This window comes from Paenibacillus oralis (assembly GCF_003863965.1).
Classification (GTDB): Bacteria; Bacillota; Bacilli; order Paenibacillales; family Paenibacillaceae; genus Fontibacillus; species Fontibacillus oralis.
Genome location: NZ_RRCN01000001.1, coordinates 2,247,483 through 2,270,790, shown reverse-complemented (window position 1 = coordinate 2,270,790; position 23,308 = coordinate 2,247,483). Strand labels below are relative to the sequence as shown.

Here is a 23,308-nt window from a genome sequence, read left to right as displayed (position 1 = left end):
AGGACACATTAAGAAGTTCAGCTTGTTTATGCCTCACTAATTAATTATAGTAGTTTGAAAAAAAGCTCTATCGAATTTTTTTATGTTAATCTTATTGTAGAGCGATAAAAATATTGATAGCTAAGATATACGCACCCGGCAGATATTGCGCATTTTTCTTTTTACTTCTCAAAATCAGCTAGCACCTGATTATCACATCCCAGTATTGGATTTATAATAACTTTTCAGTTTATATAACCATTTCTAATATAAGTATACAAACTAGACTCCACATTATTCTCTAATTCAAGCTGCATATTTATAACTGCCTTTCCCTCCATTACAGTCTCTTCAACAGTTGCAATGTTAGGATTAGCTCTCCCTAAATAATAAAACTCACTTCCCTCATCATCATCCTTTTTAACAAAGATGTGAATTTCTATTCCGCTTTTTTCTGCGTTTACGATTTTCTTAACCTCTTCAGATTCAAGAGTTCTATTTCTTCTTGTAAACCATCTTAATATCTTAGGAGATAAAAATTCATCCTCATATTTTATACCGGAATCTATCTCTTCCTGTTTGTGGTAAGTTACAAAAATCGGACAAGTATTATTTTTTATTTTATAACCGTAAACAGTCGATGTTTCATCGCTTTCCCAATTAAGTAACTTACATACATCTTTTCTTGAATATTTCTGATACAAAGTCAATGAAGAGTTACCACTATAGATATTTACCTTTTCTTTAGCACAATTAAGGATATCTATAACCATTTCTCTAAAATAGATATTAGTGTTTAAAGCGTTACGAAACTTTTCGTTTAGTTTGAAATAACCGTTTTCAAGTATACATATAGGCTCTTCCCCATACTTTATTCTTTGCGATGTTATAAAAAAGGTAAGATCATATACTCGTAGAACCGAAGCAATAGTTGCTTTATCTATTTTACAACCAGTTTGTTGTAAGACTTCGATATATTGATCGTAAGAAACTCGATTTTCACCTATTAGTAAATCCAATAAAATTACCTCATGTTTCCGTTTACCAGGAAGTATTTCGGCAGAAAGAGCATATAAAATTTTCTCTTCATACAGGGTTAATTCATTCACTTCAATCTTTATCTTCTTTAAGAATTTATAGTACGATTCGAAGGTTTTAACAATAATTATCGGATCAATTGAGCGTTGAATAATAAAATCAAATAACATAGGAACTCTTCCAATTCGATATTGCAGTTCAAGAAAAGCTTCTCTTAACTTTTTTAACTCGGTTAAATTACTTTTATTAATTGATTTAAAAATTTGAGCCTTTGCCACTTCTTCAAAATTTATTGTTGATACCCCTTTAATATAACTGGTATCGTTCAAAGATCTTCGAATATTATCTTTATTCATTGATCTATCATCTGACAACGCAATTGGAATTAGATAATTGTTTTTATAGTTCCCTATAAAATCAATAATTGTGACAAACTCCTTGTCATTGTGCTTTCGAAGACCTCGACCTAATTGCTGAACGAATACAATACTTGATTGAGTTTGCCTAAGTAAGATAACTTGATTAATGCAAGGTATATCAATGCCCTCATTAAAAATATCCACAGTTAATATGTAATCGATTTTTCCCGATTCAAGAGCTTCTATCTGTTGTTCTCTAAACTGGATACTATCTTCGCCCGTTAACGCAATAGTTCTATATCCCTTATCATTCATCATTTGCGAAAGCTTAATAGCTTCTTCCTTGCGACTACAAAAAATCAGCCCTTTAACGTTTTCACCAGAAAAACCATAATACTCAATTTTACTAATAATATGATCTACACGCTCTTCGGTTGCTAACTTAGTAAGCATCGCTGTATCATCAATAAGCCGTCCATCATATTCAAAATCAGTTACTCCAAAATAATGAAACGAACAAAGCATATCTTCTTCTAGTGCCTCTTGAAGTCTTATCTCATAAGCTACATTGTAATCAAATAGTTGATAAATATTAAACTCATCCGTTCGTTCTGGTGTAGCTGTCATCCCCATCAGAAACTGAGGGCAAAAGTGATCAATAACTTTTTGATATGAAGAGGCACCTGCTTTATGGACTTCGTCTATCAAAATGTAATCAAATTCTTCTGAAGAGAAATTATTTAGTACCTCTGTTTTTGATATGGATTGAATGGTTGCAAATAAATACTTAGCTTGTGTTGACTTGCTGTTGCTAGACAAAATGCCGTAGTTCTGCTCGTTCCCACCTATGATACGAGTAAAATCTGCTCTAGCCTGTTGTAAAATTTGTTCCCTGTGCGCAATAAACAACATTCTTGAGGGATTAAAACTTTTAACATCAAATGCAGATAAGTAAGTCTTTCCTGTCCCTGTAGCAGAAACGATTAATGCCTTTTGTTTATTTGCTAATCGGACCTGTTCAATTTTTTGCAATGCTATTTTTTGCATTTTATTCGGCTCTATAGTTGAGGTGACTTTTTGAGGGCTCTCTTGAGTTGCCGCGGCCGAAAGCCATTCCACCATAATTTCTTCTGCAGAATGTCTGACATATGTTTTTTCATAGTCTTTGATCCATGCTTCAGTCAAAACATATGATTTGTTCCAAACCTCTTCGTATTGACTAATGATTTCTTTTACAGAATCTGCATGAGAATTTAATGTTAGTTTCACACTCCATTCATAATTTACTTTTAATGCTTGGGCTGTTAAGTTAGCACTTCCAATGATAAGTGAATGATGCTCTTCATTAATAAATATATAGCCCTTTGAGTGAAAGCCCTTAAGATCTGACAAACGAACCTCCATATTATCTATCTTAAGGAGTTCATAAAATACTTTCGGATGATTAAAATGAAGATATGTTGATGTTAATAATCTACCTCGTATTCCCTTCCGCTTTAAATCAAGGAAATGCGATTTCAAAGTTGCAAGACCACTTTCCGTCACAAAAGCCACAATAAACATAAATGACTTGCATTGCTCTAGTTCTTCTAAGAGAGGAGTTAATATATTTTGATTAATTGACGGGTTGTTTACCAATAACTTTGGTGGGTATTTTATAGAATCTTCATTTATTGACTCTACCAAACTACCGTTATCTAATGATTCATTGAGTTCAGAATCTTTATAAATTTCTCTCAACTCCATTCCTTGTCCGCAGAAAACAAATTATGTGAGATCGAAAATTAGTGTGATACAGTTCCCATTATCTTATGAATTGCCGGAACATCTGCTGGGGCCCAATCTAAAGTACTTAATTCGGAGATGGGCAACCATTTGATAGCAGCGTGCTCGGTTAGAACTGGAGCTCCCTTAACCAATTCACAATAAAAAGTTGTTAGATGAACAATCCCAAAATCATATTCATACACTGTTTTTTCAATTTGATTACCTATCTCAACCTCACATAACATCTCTTCTTGAATTTCTCTCTGTAATGCCTCTTGAGGAGTCTCACCAGATTCAATTTTCCCACCAGGGAATTCCCACTTTAGCGGTAAGCTTTGATTCTCACCTCTTTGTGCGCAAAGTACGTATCCTTCTTTTACTATAACTGCTCCCACTACATGGATATTTTTTTTCATAGCCGCCTCCAAAAGAACCTATTTATATCAATATCATATCTATGATACAAAGGCATAATCAAGTTTTTTGAATAAATCGTTTCATAAGTTCATCTTTAATAAAAAAACCGAAAATAGTATTCCATTTTAAGTGTTTGAATTCCTTTTTATTTTTGCTCCAGTCCTGATTTTTTCAGGGGAAACTAGCTAAAACGGCAAGCTTGCAGATTATACTAAAGAAGGTTGCCCATCAATCAATGGTCAACCTTCCATTCATTCTATGAATTGTACTTTGTCAAAAGAATTAACAATAGTCCCCTCATTATGGAATAAATATTCCTTTTCTTTTCTATTTCTGTTTGCCGAATATTGAAGTTGATACACTTTAGTAGGTACGCCTTCATATATGGCAGCAATATTGTCAACATAGTCATAAGTAGTGATCCAATGGCTATTAACTATCCCTTTTATTGCTTCGGAGAGTTCTTTATGGTCATCATGACTATAAAAGTTAGTGTACAAATTCTTCCCCTGTTTGTAGTAGGGAGGGTCAAAAAAAATAAAAAGTTGATTAGCTGCAAAATCTGGTAAGATGTGCTGTATTAGGTATACTGCATCGTGATTAAACAAATGGACTCTGTTCCTAACATTGGATATTCGTCTAATTTTATCCATCAAATCAGTCTTATTGTACCTACAGTCTAATGGATTTTTGTTGTCATTCTCTTCCCTGCTTATTGGGCCCCCTTTAATTATTCCTGAACGATTGGTTCGATTCAAAAAGAAAGTTGAAAATCCAATTTCAAGGGTGCTATAATTTTGCTGATTATTATAGATTCTTCTTTGTCTTTCCCATTCTTCTATGTTAATCGGAGTATTTAAAATTAAATTAATTAGGTTATCTGTATCATTTAAAACACTGTACCAGAAGCTATATATGGCCGTATCGAAATCATTAAGAATAATTGAATGTACATCTTCCTTTAACAGTAACTCAATCGCTAGCCCTGCCCCACCTGCAAAGGGTTCTACGTAAATAGGAAATTCTATCCTATTTTGCTCAATTACATTCCTCACAAACTTATATAATTGGGATTTTCCTCCAGGATAACGGAGCGGAGATAGTGTAATTGGCAATGTTGTTCCCCCTTTTGGTCGAAAATATGTTTACTTTCCGCCAATCTAGTTAATTTTCATATATTTCATCAAAAAATGAGTACGATTAGTAATGTACAATAACAGTAAAAAATACCTACAGTATAGCTTTACACTCTCATTTATCTAAACGGAATTACTATATTATCTTCTTACTGAATTTTGCCTTGACAAAATTTCATCCAGGCAATTGAGAATCATCGATACTTTTTTCCAACAATCAAGAAGTTCGTGATAATCTGGCACTTGTGTTTGTGAATGAATATAAAAGTTAATAATTTTTGTAGCTGCGGTGCTGTTATTCTCAGTGAAAGTGACATCAATTAGTTCAATTTCTTCTTCGTAATAGGGAAATGATTTCTTTAAATGTATTTTTATATGGTCAAATAATAATTCTCTCAATCTTTGATTTCTCTTTGTCCTCTCTTTAGCTATTCCTTTCAATTTCATTTCCCCATCTTGACGAACAAAATGGTCGATGTATTCATGTGTATACGTTTCAAGTAACGAACGAATCAGATACATGGAACCCATTCGGTTCTCCTTGTATGATGTAGACTTAAGCTCTTTTATCAAAGTATTGATTCTTTTGTTGGCTTTGTACCGATTTGTAAATGGGTACGCGCTGGTTAGGTAAGTATACCTTTCTACGTTAGTAGCTCCTCTGTTCGCCCCATTTTGTGAGCTACCGCTATCTCCGCCTTGCGAGCTGCCGCTGCCTCCATCTTGTGAGCTGCCGCTGTCTCCGCCTTGTGAGCTGCCACTGCCTCCGCCTTGTGAGCTGCCGCTGCCTCCACCTTGTGAGCTGCCGCTGCCTCCGCCTTGTGAGCTGCCGCTGCCTCCGCCTCGTGAGCTGCCGCTACCTCCGCCTTGTGAGCTGCCGCTACCTCCGCCTTGTGAGCTGCCGCTACCTCCGCCTTGTGAGCTGCCGCTGTCTCCGCCTTGTGAGCTACCGCTGCTTCCGCTCTCATTATCTATTGCACTTGAGTCCTCTTGACATATGTTAATAACCTGAGAATTAAATACTTCCTCAGTAGTAGAACGTGTATCAATCTCATTATGTAAGTAAATACGCCCTATAATAATTTTTAAAGCAGAATTAAATTTTTCTAATGGTAGTGCTGTTGTTACACTTTGGTCTGGAAGAAAGTCAATTTTAAGGATCTCTTTAGCCTTTTTTGAAAATGGTAAGAAGCGATCTAACCTTGTTGTTTCCATTTTGTAAATTTCGAGCTTCTTTTTCTCTTGGTCTGTCCAAGATAGTTTATTTCGGACATATTCTAAAAAAAAGAAGAATCTGATACCTTTTCTTACAGTGGCAGCGGTTTCACCTAAAACTCTAGCAATATGGTTGATAGATTCTCCTTTTCTAAACCTATTAACATATCTTTTCGTCGTCGCAATAGTAGACCATCGTTTAATTCCTTTTTCTCCAGCATGACGACTTGTAATAAAAGGTTCCGCAGCATCTCTGTTCGGAGCAAGAACAACCGGGAGATTTTTCAGGTATTCCCTCATATCGTTATCAATGTTTGGCACCTTATCAAGTTCACTTTTTGCAAGAAGCGACCGATCATACAGTAATTTACATGCAGATATTCTTCTGTTTCCTTCTACCACTACGTACTTACCGTTCTCAAAAATAACCACTGGTTTCTCTGCCGGAGGTAACCCTCTACTTAAATAAATATTGTTCGCCAACTCAATAGATCCTTCTTCATCTATCAAAAATCTCAGAAGACTTTCTTGAGTAGGGTTATCTATAAACACTCTTGGATTATCGTAATCAAGCAACACTCGAGAAATATCAACATTTATTTCCTTCCATTCGGAATAGTTCACATAAACACTCCTGTCGTGTCGTTTTCCCTATAATTATACTTCCTACACCCGGATCAATAAACACCTTTTTCCATAAGATATCCTAAAAAAGAAGAGGTAAATCAGTAAGAATAGGGGGCCTCCGATATGAACAAACAATATTCTATTGATATTCCTTAAACTTGCGATTTCTTAGTTAGGCTTAACTGACAAATGGGCATTCGAGTAGCGTGAACACTTCAGCGGTCTTAGGCAGAAAGTTGGAGATAGCGAAGAACGTTGAAAAAAATCACCTTGACGGCACGTATACAGAAATCTGGCCGAAGAATTCATCTCGAATTTCGGAGTCCTTTGAAAAAGTCGAGCTATTTTGACAAAATAAAAAGGAATTCGGCAGCTTAAAATGGAAATTGTTATTGTTTGGACAACAAAAGTTCCACACTTCGAGGAAAGGAATCATTTACATAGTTCAGCACAGTGCCCCAGGACCCCTTCGGATGTTGAGACTCCATTAGGAGCAAGTAACGAGGTGGGATGCCTTTCTTCTGTTTGCTGTATAATCTGGTTGCAAATCTGATATGCGAAAGTGGAGTGGCACCTAATAACTTTTCAACCAATCAAAGCCATCATTGACACTATAAACACTAATTCCATCCGTACGGTGGCCTAGCACGCTATAAGCTATTAAGGGAAGGAGAAATCTAAGAAATGCGTAAGGCGTACGATACTATTCTCCAATCTGAGGTCTCCGCAGAGTTAGCTGCTCAAAACGGCGGATTCGAACCGTATCGTTATGAATGTGCTTGTTGCGGAGAAGAAGTGTTTGTAGCTGCGCCTTTCAGCAACAGAATGGTCGCTCATTTCAGGCATCGTAGTGGAAACAATGATGTTGAATGTGAGAATTATCTGGGTCAATACGGAGCGATAAGTACGGATTCTAGTTCGAGAAGAAACAACCGCGAAAGAGCAGAATTTTACTATGATAGTACCAGCAAAACTTTTAGTTTAGCTGTTAGATTCAGCGAGAGCGAAATTCAGAGCTATGAGCAGAAATCAGTTGATTTCGAGTTAAGAGCACAAGACTTGGATACGCCTTTACGTGTCTTGAAGATCAACAGTATGAATTTTTCGCCAGATGTTCCTACACTGATTCCTTTGAACAACTTTTCGTTTAGCTATTATTCGTCTAATACTCTAAATGGGATAAAAAGGAAATATGATTTTTTGAATCGTGATAATACTCCAACCTTTTTCAAAATATTAGGAAACGATGATGACTTCAAGGCGAAGTTGGTTCGTAGCACTGTATTATTTACGAATACTAATTACTTTGTAGCAATTCAAAGCCAATACTCAGCACCACGAGGAGTTCAATTTCCCAAAGGAATAGAAGTTGGGCAAACTTTCCGTTTTGAAACGATGAATCGAAAGTTCTTAGGTATTGTTTTGTCGATAGCGAATAAAACACCTTCTATAGATTGTCTACTGAAGTCTTGGGGGTATCAGTTAGAGGCTTCCGAGACACTGACGCTTCTATGGCCGCCAGCACATTTAATTGATGATGCAAGCATTATCGTATCGGACTGTGCTTTTATCTTTTCGAGCTTTGAATTACAGGCTCACGGGAACATCAACTTGCATTCAGATGAAATAATAAAGCTTTCAAACGGTATTTCAAAAGTTATGGTCAAGCCTAAGACAAAAATATTCAAGAAGAATGCTGAAATTGTCATTGAAAAAGTTGCGCCGCCTGTTAATGATTATAGCGTGATTGCACCATCTAAAAGCTTGGTAAGCACCTTCACTGTGCCTGACGATGGCATCTACTACCTTTTCAATCATTCGGGGGTATCACCATTAACAAACGGACAGGTTGTGTTTTTGACACCTAATAGTTCAATTGTTCGATATAAGTTCAACTATCCGGTCGGCTATATTTATCCTTGTCTCCAAAAGGAATTGACTGGCGAGGAATTGCTTGAAGATATTCTTGTGCATTACAAGCGAATGGAAGCTTTCGACTCAACCCGGTTCAGTAAGCTTGTGCTTAGCAAAACCACTTCCAAGTACATTGAGAAGTGCAAAATTACCGGTTCAATCAATCCGGTCGTTATGCAATTTATTGAGGAGGGACAGTTATGAATTATCTTCCTCTATTAACCGAAGATGAGGTGCGTTATATTATCTCGATTATACCGCTTCAGGAAACGGTTTCCTATTTTAAACATAATCCAAAACAGTTCGCCAAAATTCGTCCGGGCTTTCGAGCGACCACCATTTCAAAAGCAGATGCAAGCAAACTATTGTTTAGCTATCGTAGTCAAAAATTTGTTTCGTCTTTTATTGAAAAACATATTAGTAATTGGCTTTCTCAGACTCAAAAACATATCACAAAGTGTATGGATGATGGAGACAGTAAAGATATAGCTTTAATACATATTCTGCCTTTCGGCTTTTTTGCAGACAATGTAAGTCTATACTTTAAACTTGTGAATGATGAATATTCGGAGGAATACATCGCATTAATGAGTGCGATTGTCAAGAATATTAAAGAGGTTGCTAAAGAACAAGAAGAACTAAAAGGGAAAATAACAGCGCTTGAATTCCAAAGCAATAAACTTCAAGAAGAATTAGCAACAAAAAACAATGAGTGGAGCAGAAATAATGACATGCTTTCAGACAAATTGTTGGAGATGGATGCTTTTAAAGACAAGGTTTCTATCCTTGAAAAACTCCAAGCTACATCTATGAAAGATAAGGAAGAAATCGAAAATTTTAAAATAGAAAAGAAGAGATTGCTCGGTAAAATTGACAGACTTTCGACTGAAATAACTGAAATAAAGAATAACAGTCGACTTCTTGATGAACAAATAAGAGAGGATTTGGAGAAACAACAAAAACACCTTGACGAGGCACAAAGTTCTGCACCAAGTCCGAAATGTCCTCATGATATAGATGAGTTCAAGGAGTATCTCGGATACAATCTAACCAATATCGGAGTGCCTAATGATGCCGAGTATTTTCCACTGCTTATATCTTATTTAAGTAAAATTCTCTTTCGAGGTGCTCCTATCGTTGTCAATCACGCAATAGGGATAAATATTATTAAGTGCGCGGCAAACACGCTAACGGGGAAATCGACAGTAAAGACGTTGTCATATAGCCAGGACATAACAATCGAGAAAATAAGAGAGTTCCTATTATTGTCCGATCGCGTTGTTTGTTTGGATAATTTTATTGGGAATTATAATGAAACCGAATTGATTCCGTTGATCGAAAAGCACAGTGATAAAATCGTTTTTTTAACAGTTATTTACGATAGAACTTTGCGTTACTTGTCACAAGAGTTTCTGCGATACTGCTACTACTTCAACGCGAATCGTATCGGAATGTTATCCGTTAAATCGGAATTGTCTGAAGACCCCTCAACGATTGTGGAGCATAGTTATAGGCCTCAAGCTACACAGGGAGAAAATCGATTCCGAAATATCTTCCGGGAGATACTTCGAGAATTAAGCTACCCTCAAAGTATAATTGAACATAAATGTGAATCCATAGCCAATGAACAAGATTTATGCCAATCGCTTGCATTCGATATTTTACCTTATTGCATAGATGTGTTGCAGATAAAACCATACAACATATCCGAGCGATTGCTCAAATATGCAGGTAAAGACGGAAGATGTCCCCAGAAAAATTTACTTGTGAGGTGGTTTGCTCAATGAATGAATTATTAACCGCTATGTCAAGTGATATGGGGATTAACCGTTACAGGGGTGAACATGACGAATCGTTTATTTACCGGCTCTGCTATTCGGCATTGGGGCTATGGTGCTTGAAAATAGCACAAAACTCCTTCGCTGGAATAACGGGGACAACCAAGCATAATCAGACTATCGTTATGAATGATTTGCTTCAACGATACGCTAAACTATTCCCCGGAATTGTCGACAAATTTACTCACGCCGATAACCCACTGGGGAATTTATTGGTTCATTTTCGGAGGGTGTATGAGGAAGCCGGGTATCTTCAAACAGATAAAGATAATCGAAATCGGTTAGCCAATTTCGGTAGAAACATTCGGATAGGTAACACTTCCCTGTTTATTGGCGTTCCCAATAAAACATATAACGTAAATGGGCTTGGCGTGTTTACATCACCAACAGCACCCTCATCTTCAACACGTGAATTCCTAATTAGGGACGAATTGACCTGCGAGGAATACTTTCAAGAGAGGTTCGACATTTTAGATTTTAATGATAGGGATATTACTGCGGATGAACTGCAATTTTTCAATCCCCTGTCGAACAGAGTCCCTTCACAATCATGGTCAGCAAAATTAGTTACAGATTGTTCGATTGCTCGAAAAAGTGAATGGGGTCCTTTTTACCGAGTGATTCAGGAATCTGACAAATTACTTTTGTTTGCAGATGAAATTGTCGAGGCGCAAAGCGACAGCTTAACTTCTTTCGAATACAGGCGACTGTATTTTGCAATAAAAGCGCATTACAACAACCCCTTAAAAGCATGGATTGTTAAGCAAGATCAAGAATATTCGAAGCTTAGAATCAGCGGACATTTGCCAAACCGAGAATACTATTATCTGTTGCTTTTGTCTTGGCCATTCAATCACGCCTTTGACAAGGTCAACTTCCTAATAAGAAATGACTTTATTCCAGAAGTAACAGATACACTTAAGAACATCGGCATTGTAATTAAAGGAGGAAATGCAGATGCTTAACTCAAACGGTGTACAACAATACTATCAGGCAATCCGTGACAGACTCAAGAATTATATAAAATCAGACTATTTGGCTAACAGCGAAACGCTGCTTCTTTACGTTGATGAGCTTTTGGGTGAGCTTTGCTCTGAACATACTAACATTGCGCGTGAGCCGTATATCGAAACCTCAGCGTCATATAAAAAAGTTAAAGATGGAATTAAAAACTCTACGTGCATCGAACAGGGTGTAAAGGAATCTCTCCTGAAGCTTGTCGAGGAAGATCTCGGTATCTTTCCCGACCCATTTGAACACCAAGTTAAGGCTTTAGAGTATTATTCAACAGGGAGAGATTTGTTCGTTTCTACAGGCACAGGATCCGGTAAAACAGAGTGTTTCCTTTGGCCGATAATCGCCAAATGTTTCGACGAAGCTAAGAATCGCCCTAGCTTCTTTAAGACGGAAGCTGTGCGCACTCTCATCATTTATCCTATGAACGCTCTGGTTTCTGACCAACTTACCAGATTCAGAAGGATCATAGGAAGCGATAAATTCCTAGATATTTTCACTAAGGATACTGATTCTACCCGCATCCCCCATTTTGGCATGTATACAGGAAGAACGCCTTACTCTGGAGACGCAAAGCTGGCAAGCAGCCGTGAATTGGCAAATACATTTCGTGAAAACTATTTGATAGATGAAACTGCTGATGCGGAAACACAACGGCGGCAAAGCAATAATATAGATGGGCTTAGGAGCATCAACAAATACCCTGCAAGATTCGGCGAAAACGGGCTGCAGGTATTTATTGAAAACTTGGAAAAGAACGTACATAAACCAATGCAGTATGATGCTGAGCTTATTACGCGCTTTGAAATGCAGGATTGTCCGCCGGATATTCTGATTACCAACTATTCCATGTTGGAGTATATGCTTATGCGTCAGCGTGAAACGAACATATGGGACAAAACGAAGCGATGGCTTGACGCATCCACTGACAATAGACTACTCATCGTCTTGGACGAGGCGCATATGTATCGTGGCTCCGCAGGTGGAGAAATTGCTCTATTGCTGCAGCGGCTTTTCTCGCGCTTGGGCATTACAACCGAAAGAGTGCAGTTTATTCTTACAACTGCGAGTATGCCTCAAGATGAACAAGAAGCGATTCGTGCTTTTTACTCTGGGCTTACAGGGAAAGAGCCTACCAGTTGCGAATTCTTGTTTGGTACAAAAGAACCCGTTCCAGAAGAGCTGGAGGTAAAGACAGACATTAATGCCTTGTCTTCGATTGGCTCTGAACAAGTGCAAGGAGAAGGAATAACCGTCAGAATTAAGGATTTTGCCAAAGCTGTTTTCCATTGCGACTTGCCGAATGACATTAGCCAAAGCCAAGCGCAAGAGTGGCTTTACGATAATCTACCGAGATATCAAGCATTTGTTTTACTTAACAAACTATGCCGTGATGGAGCAAAATCATATAGTGAGATCAGAAAAGAGCTATTTGGAGACAGCGGAAATGCTGGAAAAGCTCTTGATGCTTTACTAGCTTTAGTTCCTCTTGCTGCAAAGAATGGGAATATCCTTTTTCCGGTACGCCTCCATATGTTTTTGCGTGGGTTACAAGGTTTATATACCTGTTCCAACCCAAAATGCACCTGTGCAAAGTATTCAGAAAGTGAAATGCTCCCATTAGGTAAGGTTATCTCTATCCCTAAGGATAAATGCGAGTGTGGTGGGCGAATTTATGAGCTTGTAAATCATATTAAGTGTGGGGCATTATACTTCAAGGTTTTCGTTCAAAAAAATGACGGGCAGCCATATTGGTATGTATTTCCGAAACGCGGGTTAAGTGGAGATGCAAATTCGCTTCATGAAATGCTCCTCTATGTAGTTCCAAAGAATTATCAAAAGAGAAAAACCGACAAGATTGGTGCGCTCGACCCATTCACGGGAAAACTATATATATCACCTCAAGATAAAGACGACTTGCTGACTGTAATTTATAGCGATAAATTTGATAATGGAACGCAATCATTTAATTTTGGAGTTTGCCCAAAATGTAATAAGCCCATGCCGCTGAAGAAGCCTGTTGACTTATCTACCAAGGGTAACATACCATTCTACAACTTGACTAAGGCACAATTTGAATTACAACCCGCAAAATCTGAATTGATTAACCAAGGAAAAAAGGTCTTGTTGTTCTCTGATTCCCGCCAGAATGCAGCAAAACTTGCATTGGACTTATCAAAATCAGCTGACGCAGATGCTTTCCGTCAGGCGATTATGCTTGCGTCGCTTCTTTTAAAGGTTGACGGAAAAGAGCATTCGTTATCAGACTTATACCCGGCATTTTTGGATGTATGCATTCAAAACAACCTTTCATTCTTCAGCGGTAAAAGCAAAGAGAAATTTGAAAACGATAAGCGACTGTTTAAAGATAAAAAAAGTAGAGCTGAAAGACGGGGTAGAACCATTGATTACGCGGCAGTAGCTCAAGAATATCAAGCGTTACCAGACGATTATTATGAGCAACTGCTGACTTTCTTTACGGAAAGTCCACGTTCATTCAAGGATATTGGCATTGGTTTCTTAGCCCCCATATCTTCAATTCTCGATGATTGTGTATACGATTTAGAAGATGAAGGTTTGACTATTAATGGCGAGATACTCCATCAGTTGCTCGTGCTGTTATTCTGGGATGTTATGGACGATAGCGCTGCTATCGGGGAAACAATTCCCGATGATGTCAGGAAAGGCCTACCTGGACGAAGCAAAATGCAGGAGTTTGGACTGAGCACCGATTTTTCAACAGAATTAGATAAAGGACTTGTTCAGAGAGTTAAAGGACTCCTGAAAATTGATGATTCTGCGGTGAATAAAATAGTTAATAAAGTGCGCGATTTATTCTTTTCTCTTGCTTCAAACAACAGATATTACATTAAACTAGCTGCAGTGAAAATCGAGTTTGCCGACAAAGACTTCACTTGGTATCGCTGTGTAAAGTGCGGAAAATTGTCCCCCTACAAGATTGGGGATTATTGCGGAGCTTGTTTTAACTCAGAAAATGTAGTGCCAATCAGGGCATCGGACTTGTCTCGCTTTGATTTTTGGCGGATACCTGTACTCAACGCCTTGGAAAAACTTGAAATGATCCATACAATTAATACTGAGGAACATACGGCACAATTGTCACATAAAGAAACCAGAAGTGATACTTGGAGCCGTACAGAAAAATATGAAATGCGATTCCAAGACATTTACGCTGGTGAAAACGGCGAGCAATCTATCGATGTTTTAAGTTGTACGACTACTATGGAAGTTGGGATCGATATTGGTTCTTTGACTGCTGTTGGGCTTCGTAACATACCTCCTATGAGGGAGAATTACCAGCAGCGTGCCGGACGCGCAGGTCGTAAAAACGCTGGCATCTCGACCATTGTTACATATGCCTCCGGTGGAATCCACGACAGCCATTACTTTTTACATCCCGAGGAGATGATATCCGGTGCGCCGCGAAAACCATGGATTGACCGTGATAATCCGAAAATCAAGCAGCGCCATATAAATATGTTAGCATTGAATGGTTTCATGTCCACCTTTGAGATGAAAACACAATTTGACGGTATCGTTGACATTGGTATAGTGTCGTTTTGTGAAAAATTCGGAGAGAACTTTGTTGAATACGTAAAATTAATGGATTTATCAACCGATGAGACTATCAGACAGTTCCGTAAAATAAGTCACCACGTTTTATCAGAGGGTAAGCGCAATGAGTATATAAACGACGACAAAGAGACCTCTGCGTTTGATGTCTTCTATCGCGAAGGCTTTATACCATCGTATTCGTTCCCGAAGAATGTCGTTAGATTCTATGTAGAGAAGGAATCCAAACGAGGCAAAAATGCTCCGCGCGATATCCAATATGCCCCAGAAAGAGATATTGCTGTAGCACTTAGCGAATACGCACCCGGCAGATTTGTCACGATTGATAAAAAGATATATAAAAGTGGTGGCATATACGCGAATCCTCGTCCACGAGGATTTGAGGAAAACCAAGCAGAATACTATTTCAAGAGCAAGGATTATTATAATGACATATATATTTGCTCTGAATGTAATTGGTTTGGTAATAAGTCGGAAGAATTCAAAGAAATGCAATGCCCATATTGTAGCGCTTCAATAGAACATAGAAAAATGTTACGTCCATGGGGGTTTTCTCCAGTTAAAGGTGAGGAAGTTAAGTTTGAAGATGAAGATGAACAATATACTTATACAGAAGCACCTTACTATTCCTATGTTCCACAAGATAAAGATGTTATGAAAAGTTATGAGAAAAGCAAAATTCGTTATGCTAATTTGTCTGACAGAAAAGTATTAACTGTCAATATGGGCAAAAGCAAGAACGGCTTTAATGTTTGTAAAAAATGCGGTGGTGCTGAGGTTGCGGATGCAAACAACAATAGAAATTTCAAATTTTCTCAGCCATATCACGATAATCATCCTCTGTGTCGGCATGACGGAACTATCGCTACAAATATCTTTTTAGGTTACGAATTTTTAACAGATATGTTCATGCTAGATATTTCTTATGATTCAATAAAACTAGTGGGAAACAGTAATGCCGAAGAAAAGGGCATTCTGCGGGCAGCAGTTACAACACTGCATGAAGCGATCAAAAAGGCAGTCTCACTAGTGCTTGATATAGATTACAATGAAATTAGCGGAGGTTGGCGCCCGCGAATCAAGAGTGACGGTAGCTCACATATTGAAATGTTCTTTTATGACAATCTCACGAGCGGCGCGGGTTATTCTTCTTTGATTGGATTAATTCTTGATAAAGTTCTTGAGAAAGCGAGAATGATCCTTTCAGAATGCGAATGCTCTCGAACATGCAAAAATTGTCTTGATAATTATTATAACCAGAGGAACCATCAATTTTTTGATAGGCATTTGGGATTACAACTTCTTAACTATGCTGAGCTTGGAGAGATTCCTGATGAATATAATGCGGAAGAACAACAAGCCTTACTCGTACCATTGCAAAGGCTAATAGCCGAAGACAGTGGTACTCCTCAACCTAAATCTCCGGTTAAGTTTGAGGTTGTTCCGGCTATTCTGAAGAAACAAGAGAATACACAGACAAAGATTTATTTGAATCCTTATGACTTGTCTGATTGGCTGCCCAATGCCTTTATGACATATAGAAATCTGATAAGCGAGAGGTAGAAAATGGCTAAGTCATTTTCGCTGCTCCGTTATCCGGGCGGCAAATCGAAAATCTATGAAAAGGTTAAACTCTTATTGAAAACAATACGCTGGGTAAAAGAACTTATGTGGAGCCTTTCGCAGGTAGATTCGGTATGGGGACTGATTTACCGTACGACAACATTGTGGAATCCGTCGTGTTAAACGTTTTTGCTTCCCATATTCACCATTTTTAGTTTTCGGTATCTGCCCTAAAGGTAGACGATTGCGTGAAGTTCAAGAACTAATGTAAGTGATTCGGCAGCATTGCATTGTAACACAATCCAAAAATGAGACCAAGCCCGCTTCGTTAGCGGGCTTTGGGTAAACATCACGATGAACAACCAAGCTTGTATAATGCATGATACAATGGATTTTTTTGAGTCAAGCATGCCGTCATTCTCCCAGCAACACTTGATCAAATGCAAGTTTCTGTCTACGGAATTGAGCGATGACCAAACTATCTGCTTCCATAATGGAACGTGTTTTCCTGGCATCGCCCGAAAAGCTACACCAACCGCCCCGAATCCAATACCCCCAGTTCAACCAGTCTCTCCCCCAGCAATTCGGCTAACCTATCATCAGGCAGCGGGTTGCGGTGGGTATTTTCCAGATAAATATGTTTCTCCGTTTCAGGCATTAGGTACTCTTTGTACCAAAAAAACATATCTGGACTATCCCCATGCATGCGAAGGAACGAGCGCAGCGTGGACGCATGATAAATGGTGTTGCTGATATTGGTGAGCCAGTCGGCGCGGTAGAAGTGCTCCCATTTTCCGGACTCGGCTGTGCGCAGGGCTTCCAGTCCCTGGCTATAATGCCGCACCGCGCGCGCGGCCTGGATGAACGCCTGCGGATAAGCCCCGGAGCAATAGTCCACGTAAGCATTGCAGATGGAAGCCAGGCCGCGGCAGCCTGTCAAATGAAGTTCGATTTGCACCAGCATTTGGATATATAGCCTACGGCTATTCTCATCCGACAGCTTTTGCGCCGCCGTGCGTCCCCGCTGTTGCAGCGCTTCCCAGCCCGGGATGGCCTGTTCCGCGCAGTGTTGAAACCAGCGCACCTGTTCTGCGAAGCTTATATCTCCTGTAGCCCAAATCAGCTGTTCGTGGGTGCATGTTTGGCCCTGCAGCCAATGCCCGATAATTTGCCTAGCGGGATGATGATAGAATTCCTCTCCCGCTCTCTCGTCCTCATGGGCGCCGTAAGGAATGGTGCAAGCGGCATAATCTTCGTACAATTTTACGATGTCCGGTTGTTCTTCGCCGTACATTCGTTTGATAAAACCAGCCAAATGCCGCTGCGTATCCGCATCGCCGTTCCGCCACATCTCCGCCGTGAAGTCAAGCGCGTGAAGATGGGGCAGGATGTTACCGCTGTTGACCAGCAGATAATCCTTTGCTCTCGCCTTGAACGCGTCGTTCAGTTCCTGCTTGATGAGCTCCACAGGAGAAGGGAACATCGTGAGATGGTTGGAGGCCTGCAAATCATGAAACGTAACATGATAATAAAGCCCGTGCTTTCCGCCCTCATGGGGACCCGGAAGTGCCGGAATCCGCAAATTCAAGTTGCCGTGCCGGCGCGAAACCATTTCCCCGTAACCATTATCGGCCCAGATCTTAATGATCTCTTCCGGCAACCGGATATACCCTTCTTTGTACAGCTCGGCCAATTCCCCATACAAGGCCATGCAGCAAACAGGCTGCTCCACCCTGGCCTTCACCATGTTGTACTGTTTCTCAATCACCGTAGAAATGAGCTCGCCGCGTTTGGCGGGCGTATCGAATTCGGGATCGTTCTCCCAGAAAGGCCGGTCGCCCTGCCCGCGAAAGCTCAGCACCCAGACGATCCGTTCGTCCTTCTGCCGTTCAATCGCCTCCATCCACAAACGTTCGAACAGCGCCGGATGTTCTTTATAGCTGGCCGTCTTGCCCGGAAAAGCCCGCAGAAACATTTCCGCCCCCAGCGGTTCGGCATGATGATGCGTAACATACAGCCCCATATCCAGGGCCAAACGATGATGGATACCGTTTCGCGGCAGGTCCGTACCGGGGACCACCATATTTCCCCCCAGCCTCAGCAGCGCTTCGAATACCGGCTGCCACACTTCCGCCGTAGGCGGATATTCCGTTTTCCATCCAATCAGGCAGACCTCATCGTTTACAAACCAGCCGCGATAAGCCACTGCCGAGGGGACAGAAACATACGGGACATCGGCGATTTCGATCCGATCCCTTTTGGCAGGCGAGAGTTCTGCCCAGAACCAGAGCGGGTCCACCCCCAGGAAAACCCGGCTGTAATGAAGCAGGCCGTACACCAACCCCAGGTCGTCGCGACCCACGATATGCAGAAACCGATCCTCCCCCAGCATGACCGCATAAGCCTCCGGCCGGTCCGGGCACTCATCCAAGTCCGCCGCGTATCGAACGTGGATGCAAGCGATTCGGCCGTCCGTTTCGCCGTGGTGCAAACTCGACTGCCGCGAGTTATCCGCCCGTTCGGACGAAGGCTTAAGCCCGAATACTTTTTCATGATCGCGGTAGATCATCTCCAAAGCGTGACGAACCGGACTGGATACCGTTTCCGGCTCAAGATAAACCGTATTTCCGTCAATATAATGCATATTACCGCCTCCTCTGCCTATTTAAGTTGAACTATTGATTAAGCGGGATAGGAACAGCCGGGTGTTTAGTTCAACTTATATAGAATGTCAGCCGAATCTTTATACGCTTTTGCAAATGCAAATCCAGATCCTCCTATCCTTTCAAACCGGTCGTCGCCACGCCCTCAACCAGGTATCGTTGAAAGACGAGGAAGACCGCCACGACCGGAATCAGGGATATGACGGACATGGCGAACAATCCGCCGTAATTGCTGAATGAATTGGGGTCCAAATATAAATTTAATGCCAGCGAAACTGTAAACATGCGGGTCGAACTGATAAAAATTAAAGGCTGGAAAAAATCCTGCCAGATCCAGTAAAACGAGAAAATCGTCGAAGTAATAATGGCCGGCGTGACGAGCGGCAACACAATGCGGAAGAAAATACCCATTTTGCCGCAACCGTCGATCTCGGCGGCTTCATCCAGATCCATCGGTCCGCCTTGTTTATGATGAAGCTTTCCGTAAAGGCCCGAAAGCCGTTTATGACTTGCAGGATCAGATTAAACAGGACAACGGGCGTAAGCATTGGCAGCGTGATTTTGGAAAAACGCATCCAGCGGACCCACTTGGGTTCATTACCAATCAAAGGGGGGAAGACCATGAGTAGGGCCGCAAAACGCTGGTATGCCATATCATTTCACTTTATAATGACCATCCTGGGTATCCTGATGATTTACCCTTTGATTTGGTCCGTGGCCAGCCCTTTCAAGGACAATAGCGAAATCTTCGGGAACTTGTATTCGCTTTTTCCCCATGATTGGGGACGTTATTGGGAGCTGCGGGCCAAAATCTCACTCGCTTTCGTTCGGAACGAAGCAGCTGCTTCTTCAGCCGTTGTTCTGTCGTACAGCACCAGTTTCGTAATATCCGTAAACACATTTACGATTTCGGCATGACCCGACGGTTCCGGCGCGTCGAGCGGCGTCGTAAGCGGCGCAGCCTTAATAATAGAATATCTATAATTTAATTTCTTCTCAGAGGGTAATACCTCTTCCTTCGACTCATTATTATTTTCTTTCGCTCCTTTGAAAATGTATTTAAATAAACTCTTTTTCTTAAATTTCTCTACCCTGGACATTTCCGGATGATTCCCTTGATTTAGTACTTACTTGATTATATTAGCATCATGAAGTATATAGAGCCGATATCTGGCCTATATATCTTCATAAAACAACCGATTGTTCCTCAATCCCGTCTCTCTCTTTCGCATAAAGGAAATCCGAATGATTCAAATATTCTTTTAAACCGTTCCCCACATCGGGGCGTGAAACTTGAATTAATTCATTAAGCCCCGTATCACTACGAAAATGCAGTTTCGAATAAAGGACTACAGGCAATTGCTTATTGTTCTTAAATCTTCGATCCGGCCCACCACTTTTATTCACATATCTCCAGGTTTTATCAACGATGGTTGTGTCTCTGGGGACTATGCCATCTTCAATAAATCGGGTATTGGAACATTCCAATATCAGGCTTCCGTAACTAACTGCTCCAACCTTTCTCCGCTTTACGACTAGGATTTTATCGGGAAAAAAGTACAGTTTCTGTTTTCCAACCGGTATACAGGGAACCTTAACGTTGGTCTTTATGTATTTGGGAAGCGAATAGTTGATTGAAATATGACTTCGATGAATCAGCGTCGATGCACCGGCATGATATTTCCGATCCCGAACTTGCCCCGAGGCCGAAATATGCCATTTTCGCTCGGCACTGATTATCTCATTGAAGGTATCATAAAATGCTTGAATTTTTGATTCTGCAGCTTCATCAATGTCATACACAATAATTGTCGTCTTTCTATATTTATCTAACAGATACAATGCAGCAATAGACAGCAAGCCTATAATCATAAATGAAGTTGAACTCAATAAAACTGTTATTGCAACTCCTATTGTCCATAAAGGGAATAATTTATATTTTTTGTTTATTTCATATAGCAGTTCTTGCGAATTTGAGTCAAAAATATCTAGCGCATCGTTACTTTCAATTTCATGCATAACAACATCGGAAGATTGACTAGTCTGCATATTCTGTTCATGAAGTACCGTATTATTCGTACTTTTTCTTTTTCCGATCATGGTTTTATAATAAAGCCCGTTTACACCAATGCGAACATAATTGCCGCGGGGACTTATACCAAAACGAAAGCCTTTAGTTCCAACGGAAGCTCCAATCCCTGACTTGGAAAAATTGATCCTCAACCCTCCAAATGATATAGACTTTCTAAAATAAAAACCCATATCTATCCTCCCTCCATGTAATGAATTTGAATTCAAAAAAATAGTCACTATGCCCTACTTATTTCCACACCATCCGACATGTTCCTCCTATGGTTTTCTCTTTTTAATAATCCCTTTATCCTTAGTTCATTAATCCCTCCTTTAACAACACTCTACGCAAGCGTATAATTGGAATATATTAGGCGACATTTATAATAAATACGAGGATGATTTACTAAAATGGTCAAATATAATTGGTACCTTGGAGGATTCGTATTGCTCCTTCTCCTATCACTTTCTACTCTCATTTACCTATCGCAAAGGGAATCTTATAGTCAGATCTCTGACCTCCATATTGAACAACTACAGGAAAAGGAGCATATTGAAATACTTGATGTAAAATTAAATAACGGCCTTGATCAGCCCTTTGCTTATGTTTTTTACAAGAGGGGTTACAAAATAGGGGCTTGTATCGTAAGAGTAATTAATAAAAAGCTAGAGTACAGTATGGACTTAATGCTTAACGAGGATAATAGCAAACCTGTCCAAGTTTTTGGAATTCGAACGGGATATCCTTATCTCATGATTCAAATCAATGACGATCACCTTCTCAAAGAAGGCCGCTACATTTATGCAACATTTAATCAAACAAAATGGCATCGATTCAACATGGATGGCTCAAGAAGGAACTATATCGTTTCTGGTGACTATGACGAGGCATCGGACGGAAGATCATCTATTCAAATATACAATGAGAAAAAAGAGTTGATATTTGAGTAAGATCTCAACTGGTTCATCCCTTTTCCCCTAATCTGCCGCGGATAAACTGCACCATCCAAAAAGATAAAAAAGGCGCTGCCGAAAAACCAAGGGATGATCAAGGAAGTCAACGTGCCCGATGAAATGCAGTCTTTTTATAAAAAAACTTGACTCCCCCCTTAGGGGTTAGCCGATTATTGTTTTGAGGTGATGAAATGCTTATAAACGAAGCCTGTAAAAAAAGTAAGCTTACGAAAAAGGCCATGGAATATTACGAGGCCAAGGGGCTGATTTCTCCTAAAGTTCTTGAAAATGGTTATCGGGATTATAGCGAAGCAGACATACTTACTCTCAAAGAAATATCGGTGTTGAGAAAGTGCGGGATAAGCGTTACGGATATTAAGAATATATTGTGCAGCAAAAATAAATCCGCTGCATTGGCAAAGTGTAAGTATGTTACGGAAATTAGGTTGCAACGGCTTCAAACGATTCAGCAATGTATGGACAATCTGATCCGTAGTTACGATGTTGAAAGAGAGTTTGACTATTTGCAAGCTCATGATGAAAATTTGCTCACTGTAAAAGAAAGACTTGTATTGGCTTTTCCCGGTAACTATGGACTATTTTTGTCTTTACATTTTGGCAGATTCTTGGACGGAATTGTTGATACCGATGAAAAGCGCCAAGCTTACAATGAAATCATCAATTATCTTGATGATGTGGAATTGCATTTGCCTCCAGAGTTATCTGAGTACTTGGAAGAAATTTTTACGTTGAACGAAAGACTTGATGTTGTACAACTTGAGAACACAACCAATAAAGCTATGGCTGAAATGCTAAATAATACGGAAAACTATTTAGCCCAACACCATCAAGATATAGAAGAATATCATGCTTATCTGAAGTCAGACGAATTTTTAAATTCTCCCATAGCAACCATGCAAAAAAAGCTGCGCGACTTCCAAAAACAGAGCGGCTATTATGAACGGTTAGTCAATAATGTGAAAGTGATTAGTCCCCATTATGCAGAATATCTTGCAGAGATAGAAACTGCAAATGAGCAATTTTTTCGTGCGTTCCCCCAAGCAAAAGATATTTATGATTTGAATTAACCCCATACCTTCTTTGTTAATGTTTAAAAAACAGACTTGCTGAATCGGAGTAACATTATTTTAACTTCCTTA

Annotated in this window: 14 protein-coding genes; 6 read left to right on the top strand and 8 right to left on the bottom strand. The window is 39.9% G+C overall.

Going from position 1 to position 23,308, the window contains the following annotated elements; all coding sequences use genetic code 11:
• Positions 1 to 224 precede the first annotated feature (224 nt).
• From EHV15_RS10675 to EHV15_RS10660, 4 genes are all read right to left on the bottom strand, one after another.
• Positions 225 to 3,122: a DEAD/DEAH box helicase gene (locus EHV15_RS10675; protein ID WP_128631177.1), complete on the bottom strand. Its 2,898-nt coding sequence runs from the start codon at positions 3,120 to 3,122 to the stop codon at positions 225 to 227.
• A gap of 38 nt (positions 3,123 to 3,160) precedes the next feature.
• Positions 3,161 to 3,559 (bottom strand): (deoxy)nucleoside triphosphate pyrophosphohydrolase, encoded by a 399-nt coding sequence (locus EHV15_RS10670; protein ID WP_128631176.1) that lies wholly within the window; start codon positions 3,557 to 3,559, stop codon positions 3,161 to 3,163.
• A gap of 252 nt (positions 3,560 to 3,811) precedes the next feature.
• Positions 3,812 to 4,675: a DNA adenine methylase gene (locus tag EHV15_RS10665; protein ID WP_128631175.1), complete on the bottom strand. Its 864-nt coding sequence runs from the start codon at positions 4,673 to 4,675 to the stop codon at positions 3,812 to 3,814.
• Positions 4,676 to 4,837: 162 nt separating this feature from the next.
• Positions 4,838 to 6,535 carry a hypothetical protein gene (locus EHV15_RS10660; protein ID WP_128631174.1) on the bottom strand — a complete coding sequence of 566 codons (1,698 nt, stop codon included), beginning with the start codon at positions 6,533 to 6,535 and terminating at the stop codon, positions 4,838 to 4,840.
• A gap of 687 nt (positions 6,536 to 7,222) precedes the next feature.
• Here EHV15_RS10660 and EHV15_RS10655 point away from each other — a divergent pair.
• The 4 genes from EHV15_RS10655 to EHV15_RS10640 are packed head-to-tail and all read left to right on the top strand — an operon-like array spanning position 7,223 to position 16,461.
• Positions 7,223 to 8,656, top strand: a complete 1,434-nt coding sequence (locus EHV15_RS10655) for a hypothetical protein (RefSeq protein ID WP_128631173.1) — start codon at positions 7,223 to 7,225, stop codon at positions 8,654 to 8,656.
• The gene (locus EHV15_RS10650; protein WP_128631172.1) at positions 8,653 to 10,239 is read left to right on the top strand and encodes a coiled-coil domain-containing protein; all 1,587 of its coding nucleotides are present in this window, start codon (positions 8,653 to 8,655) and stop codon (positions 10,237 to 10,239) included. The genes EHV15_RS10655 and EHV15_RS10650 overlap by 4 nt, the downstream gene beginning before the upstream one ends.
• The gene (locus EHV15_RS10645) at positions 10,236 to 11,255 is read left to right on the top strand and encodes a hypothetical protein (RefSeq protein ID WP_128631171.1); all 1,020 of its coding nucleotides are present in this window, start codon (positions 10,236 to 10,238) and stop codon (positions 11,253 to 11,255) included. The genes EHV15_RS10650 and EHV15_RS10645 overlap by 4 nt, the downstream gene beginning before the upstream one ends.
• On the top strand, positions 11,248 to 16,461 hold the full coding sequence (locus tag EHV15_RS10640; protein WP_128631170.1) for a DEAD/DEAH box helicase: 5,214 nt from the start codon (positions 11,248 to 11,250) through the stop codon (positions 16,459 to 16,461). The genes EHV15_RS10645 and EHV15_RS10640 overlap by 8 nt, the downstream gene beginning before the upstream one ends.
• A 526-nt stretch (positions 16,462 to 16,987) precedes the next feature.
• Here the strand turns inward: EHV15_RS10640 and EHV15_RS10630 are convergent.
• The 4 genes from EHV15_RS10630 to EHV15_RS10610 form a co-directional block, all read right to left on the bottom strand.
• Complete coding sequence (locus EHV15_RS10630) at positions 16,988 to 19,105, bottom strand: glycosyl hydrolase 115 family protein (RefSeq protein WP_128631169.1); 2,118 nt, start codon at positions 19,103 to 19,105, stop codon at positions 16,988 to 16,990.
• 133 nt (positions 19,106 to 19,238) lie between these two features.
• Positions 19,239 to 19,577: a carbohydrate ABC transporter permease gene (locus EHV15_RS10625; RefSeq protein WP_128631168.1), complete on the bottom strand. Its 339-nt coding sequence runs from the start codon at positions 19,575 to 19,577 to the stop codon at positions 19,239 to 19,241.
• A 335-nt stretch (positions 19,578 to 19,912) separates the two neighbouring features.
• Complete coding sequence (locus EHV15_RS10615) at positions 19,913 to 20,224, bottom strand: hypothetical protein (protein WP_128631167.1); 312 nt, start codon at positions 20,222 to 20,224, stop codon at positions 19,913 to 19,915.
• Positions 20,225 to 20,309: 85 nt separating this feature from the next.
• A complete protein-coding gene (locus EHV15_RS10610; protein WP_128631166.1) occupies positions 20,310 to 21,386 on the bottom strand; it encodes a DUF4236 domain-containing protein in 1,077 nt (358 codons plus the stop codon).
• Between the two features lie 219 nt (positions 21,387 to 21,605).
• Here EHV15_RS10610 and EHV15_RS10605 point away from each other — a divergent pair, with 219 nt between their 5' ends.
• Both EHV15_RS10605 and EHV15_RS10600 read left to right on the top strand, forming a co-directional pair.
• Entirely contained in the window at positions 21,606 to 22,145 is a 540-nt protein-coding gene (locus tag EHV15_RS10605; protein ID WP_128631165.1) for a hypothetical protein, read from the top strand.
• A 194-nt stretch (positions 22,146 to 22,339) separates the two neighbouring features.
• A complete protein-coding gene (locus EHV15_RS10600; RefSeq protein ID WP_128631164.1) occupies positions 22,340 to 23,236 on the top strand; it encodes a MerR family transcriptional regulator in 897 nt (298 codons plus the stop codon).
• The last annotated feature ends 72 nt before the right edge of the window (positions 23,237 to 23,308 follow it).

Coding starts and splice junctions, on each gene's coding strand:
- EHV15_RS10625 (WP_128631168.1), bottom strand. CDS start 19,577: ATGGATCTGGATGAAGCCGCCGAGATCGACGGTTGCGGCAAAATGGGT.
- EHV15_RS10655 (WP_128631173.1), top strand. CDS start 7,223: ATGCGTAAGGCGTACGATACTATTCTCCAATCTGAGGTCTCCGCAGAG.
- EHV15_RS10670 (WP_128631176.1), bottom strand. CDS start 3,559: ATGAAAAAAAATATCCATGTAGTGGGAGCAGTTATAGTAAAAGAAGGA.
- EHV15_RS10610 (WP_128631166.1), bottom strand. CDS start 21,386: ATGGGTTTTTATTTTAGAAAGTCTATATCATTTGGAGGGTTGAGGATC.
- EHV15_RS10640 (WP_128631170.1), top strand. CDS start 11,248: ATGCTTAACTCAAACGGTGTACAACAATACTATCAGGCAATCCGTGAC.
- EHV15_RS10605 (WP_128631165.1), top strand. CDS start 21,606: ATGGTCAAATATAATTGGTACCTTGGAGGATTCGTATTGCTCCTTCTC.
- EHV15_RS10650 (WP_128631172.1), top strand. CDS start 8,653: ATGAATTATCTTCCTCTATTAACCGAAGATGAGGTGCGTTATATTATC.
- EHV15_RS10675 (WP_128631177.1), bottom strand. CDS start 3,122: ATGGAGTTGAGAGAAATTTATAAAGATTCTGAACTCAATGAATCATTA.
- EHV15_RS10615 (WP_128631167.1), bottom strand. CDS start 20,224: ATGTCCAGGGTAGAGAAATTTAAGAAAAAGAGTTTATTTAAATACATT.
- EHV15_RS10630 (WP_128631169.1), bottom strand. CDS start 19,105: ATGCATTATATTGACGGAAATACGGTTTATCTTGAGCCGGAAACGGTA.
- EHV15_RS10600 (WP_128631164.1), top strand. CDS start 22,340: ATGCTTATAAACGAAGCCTGTAAAAAAAGTAAGCTTACGAAAAAGGCC.
- EHV15_RS10645 (WP_128631171.1), top strand. CDS start 10,236: ATGAATGAATTATTAACCGCTATGTCAAGTGATATGGGGATTAACCGT.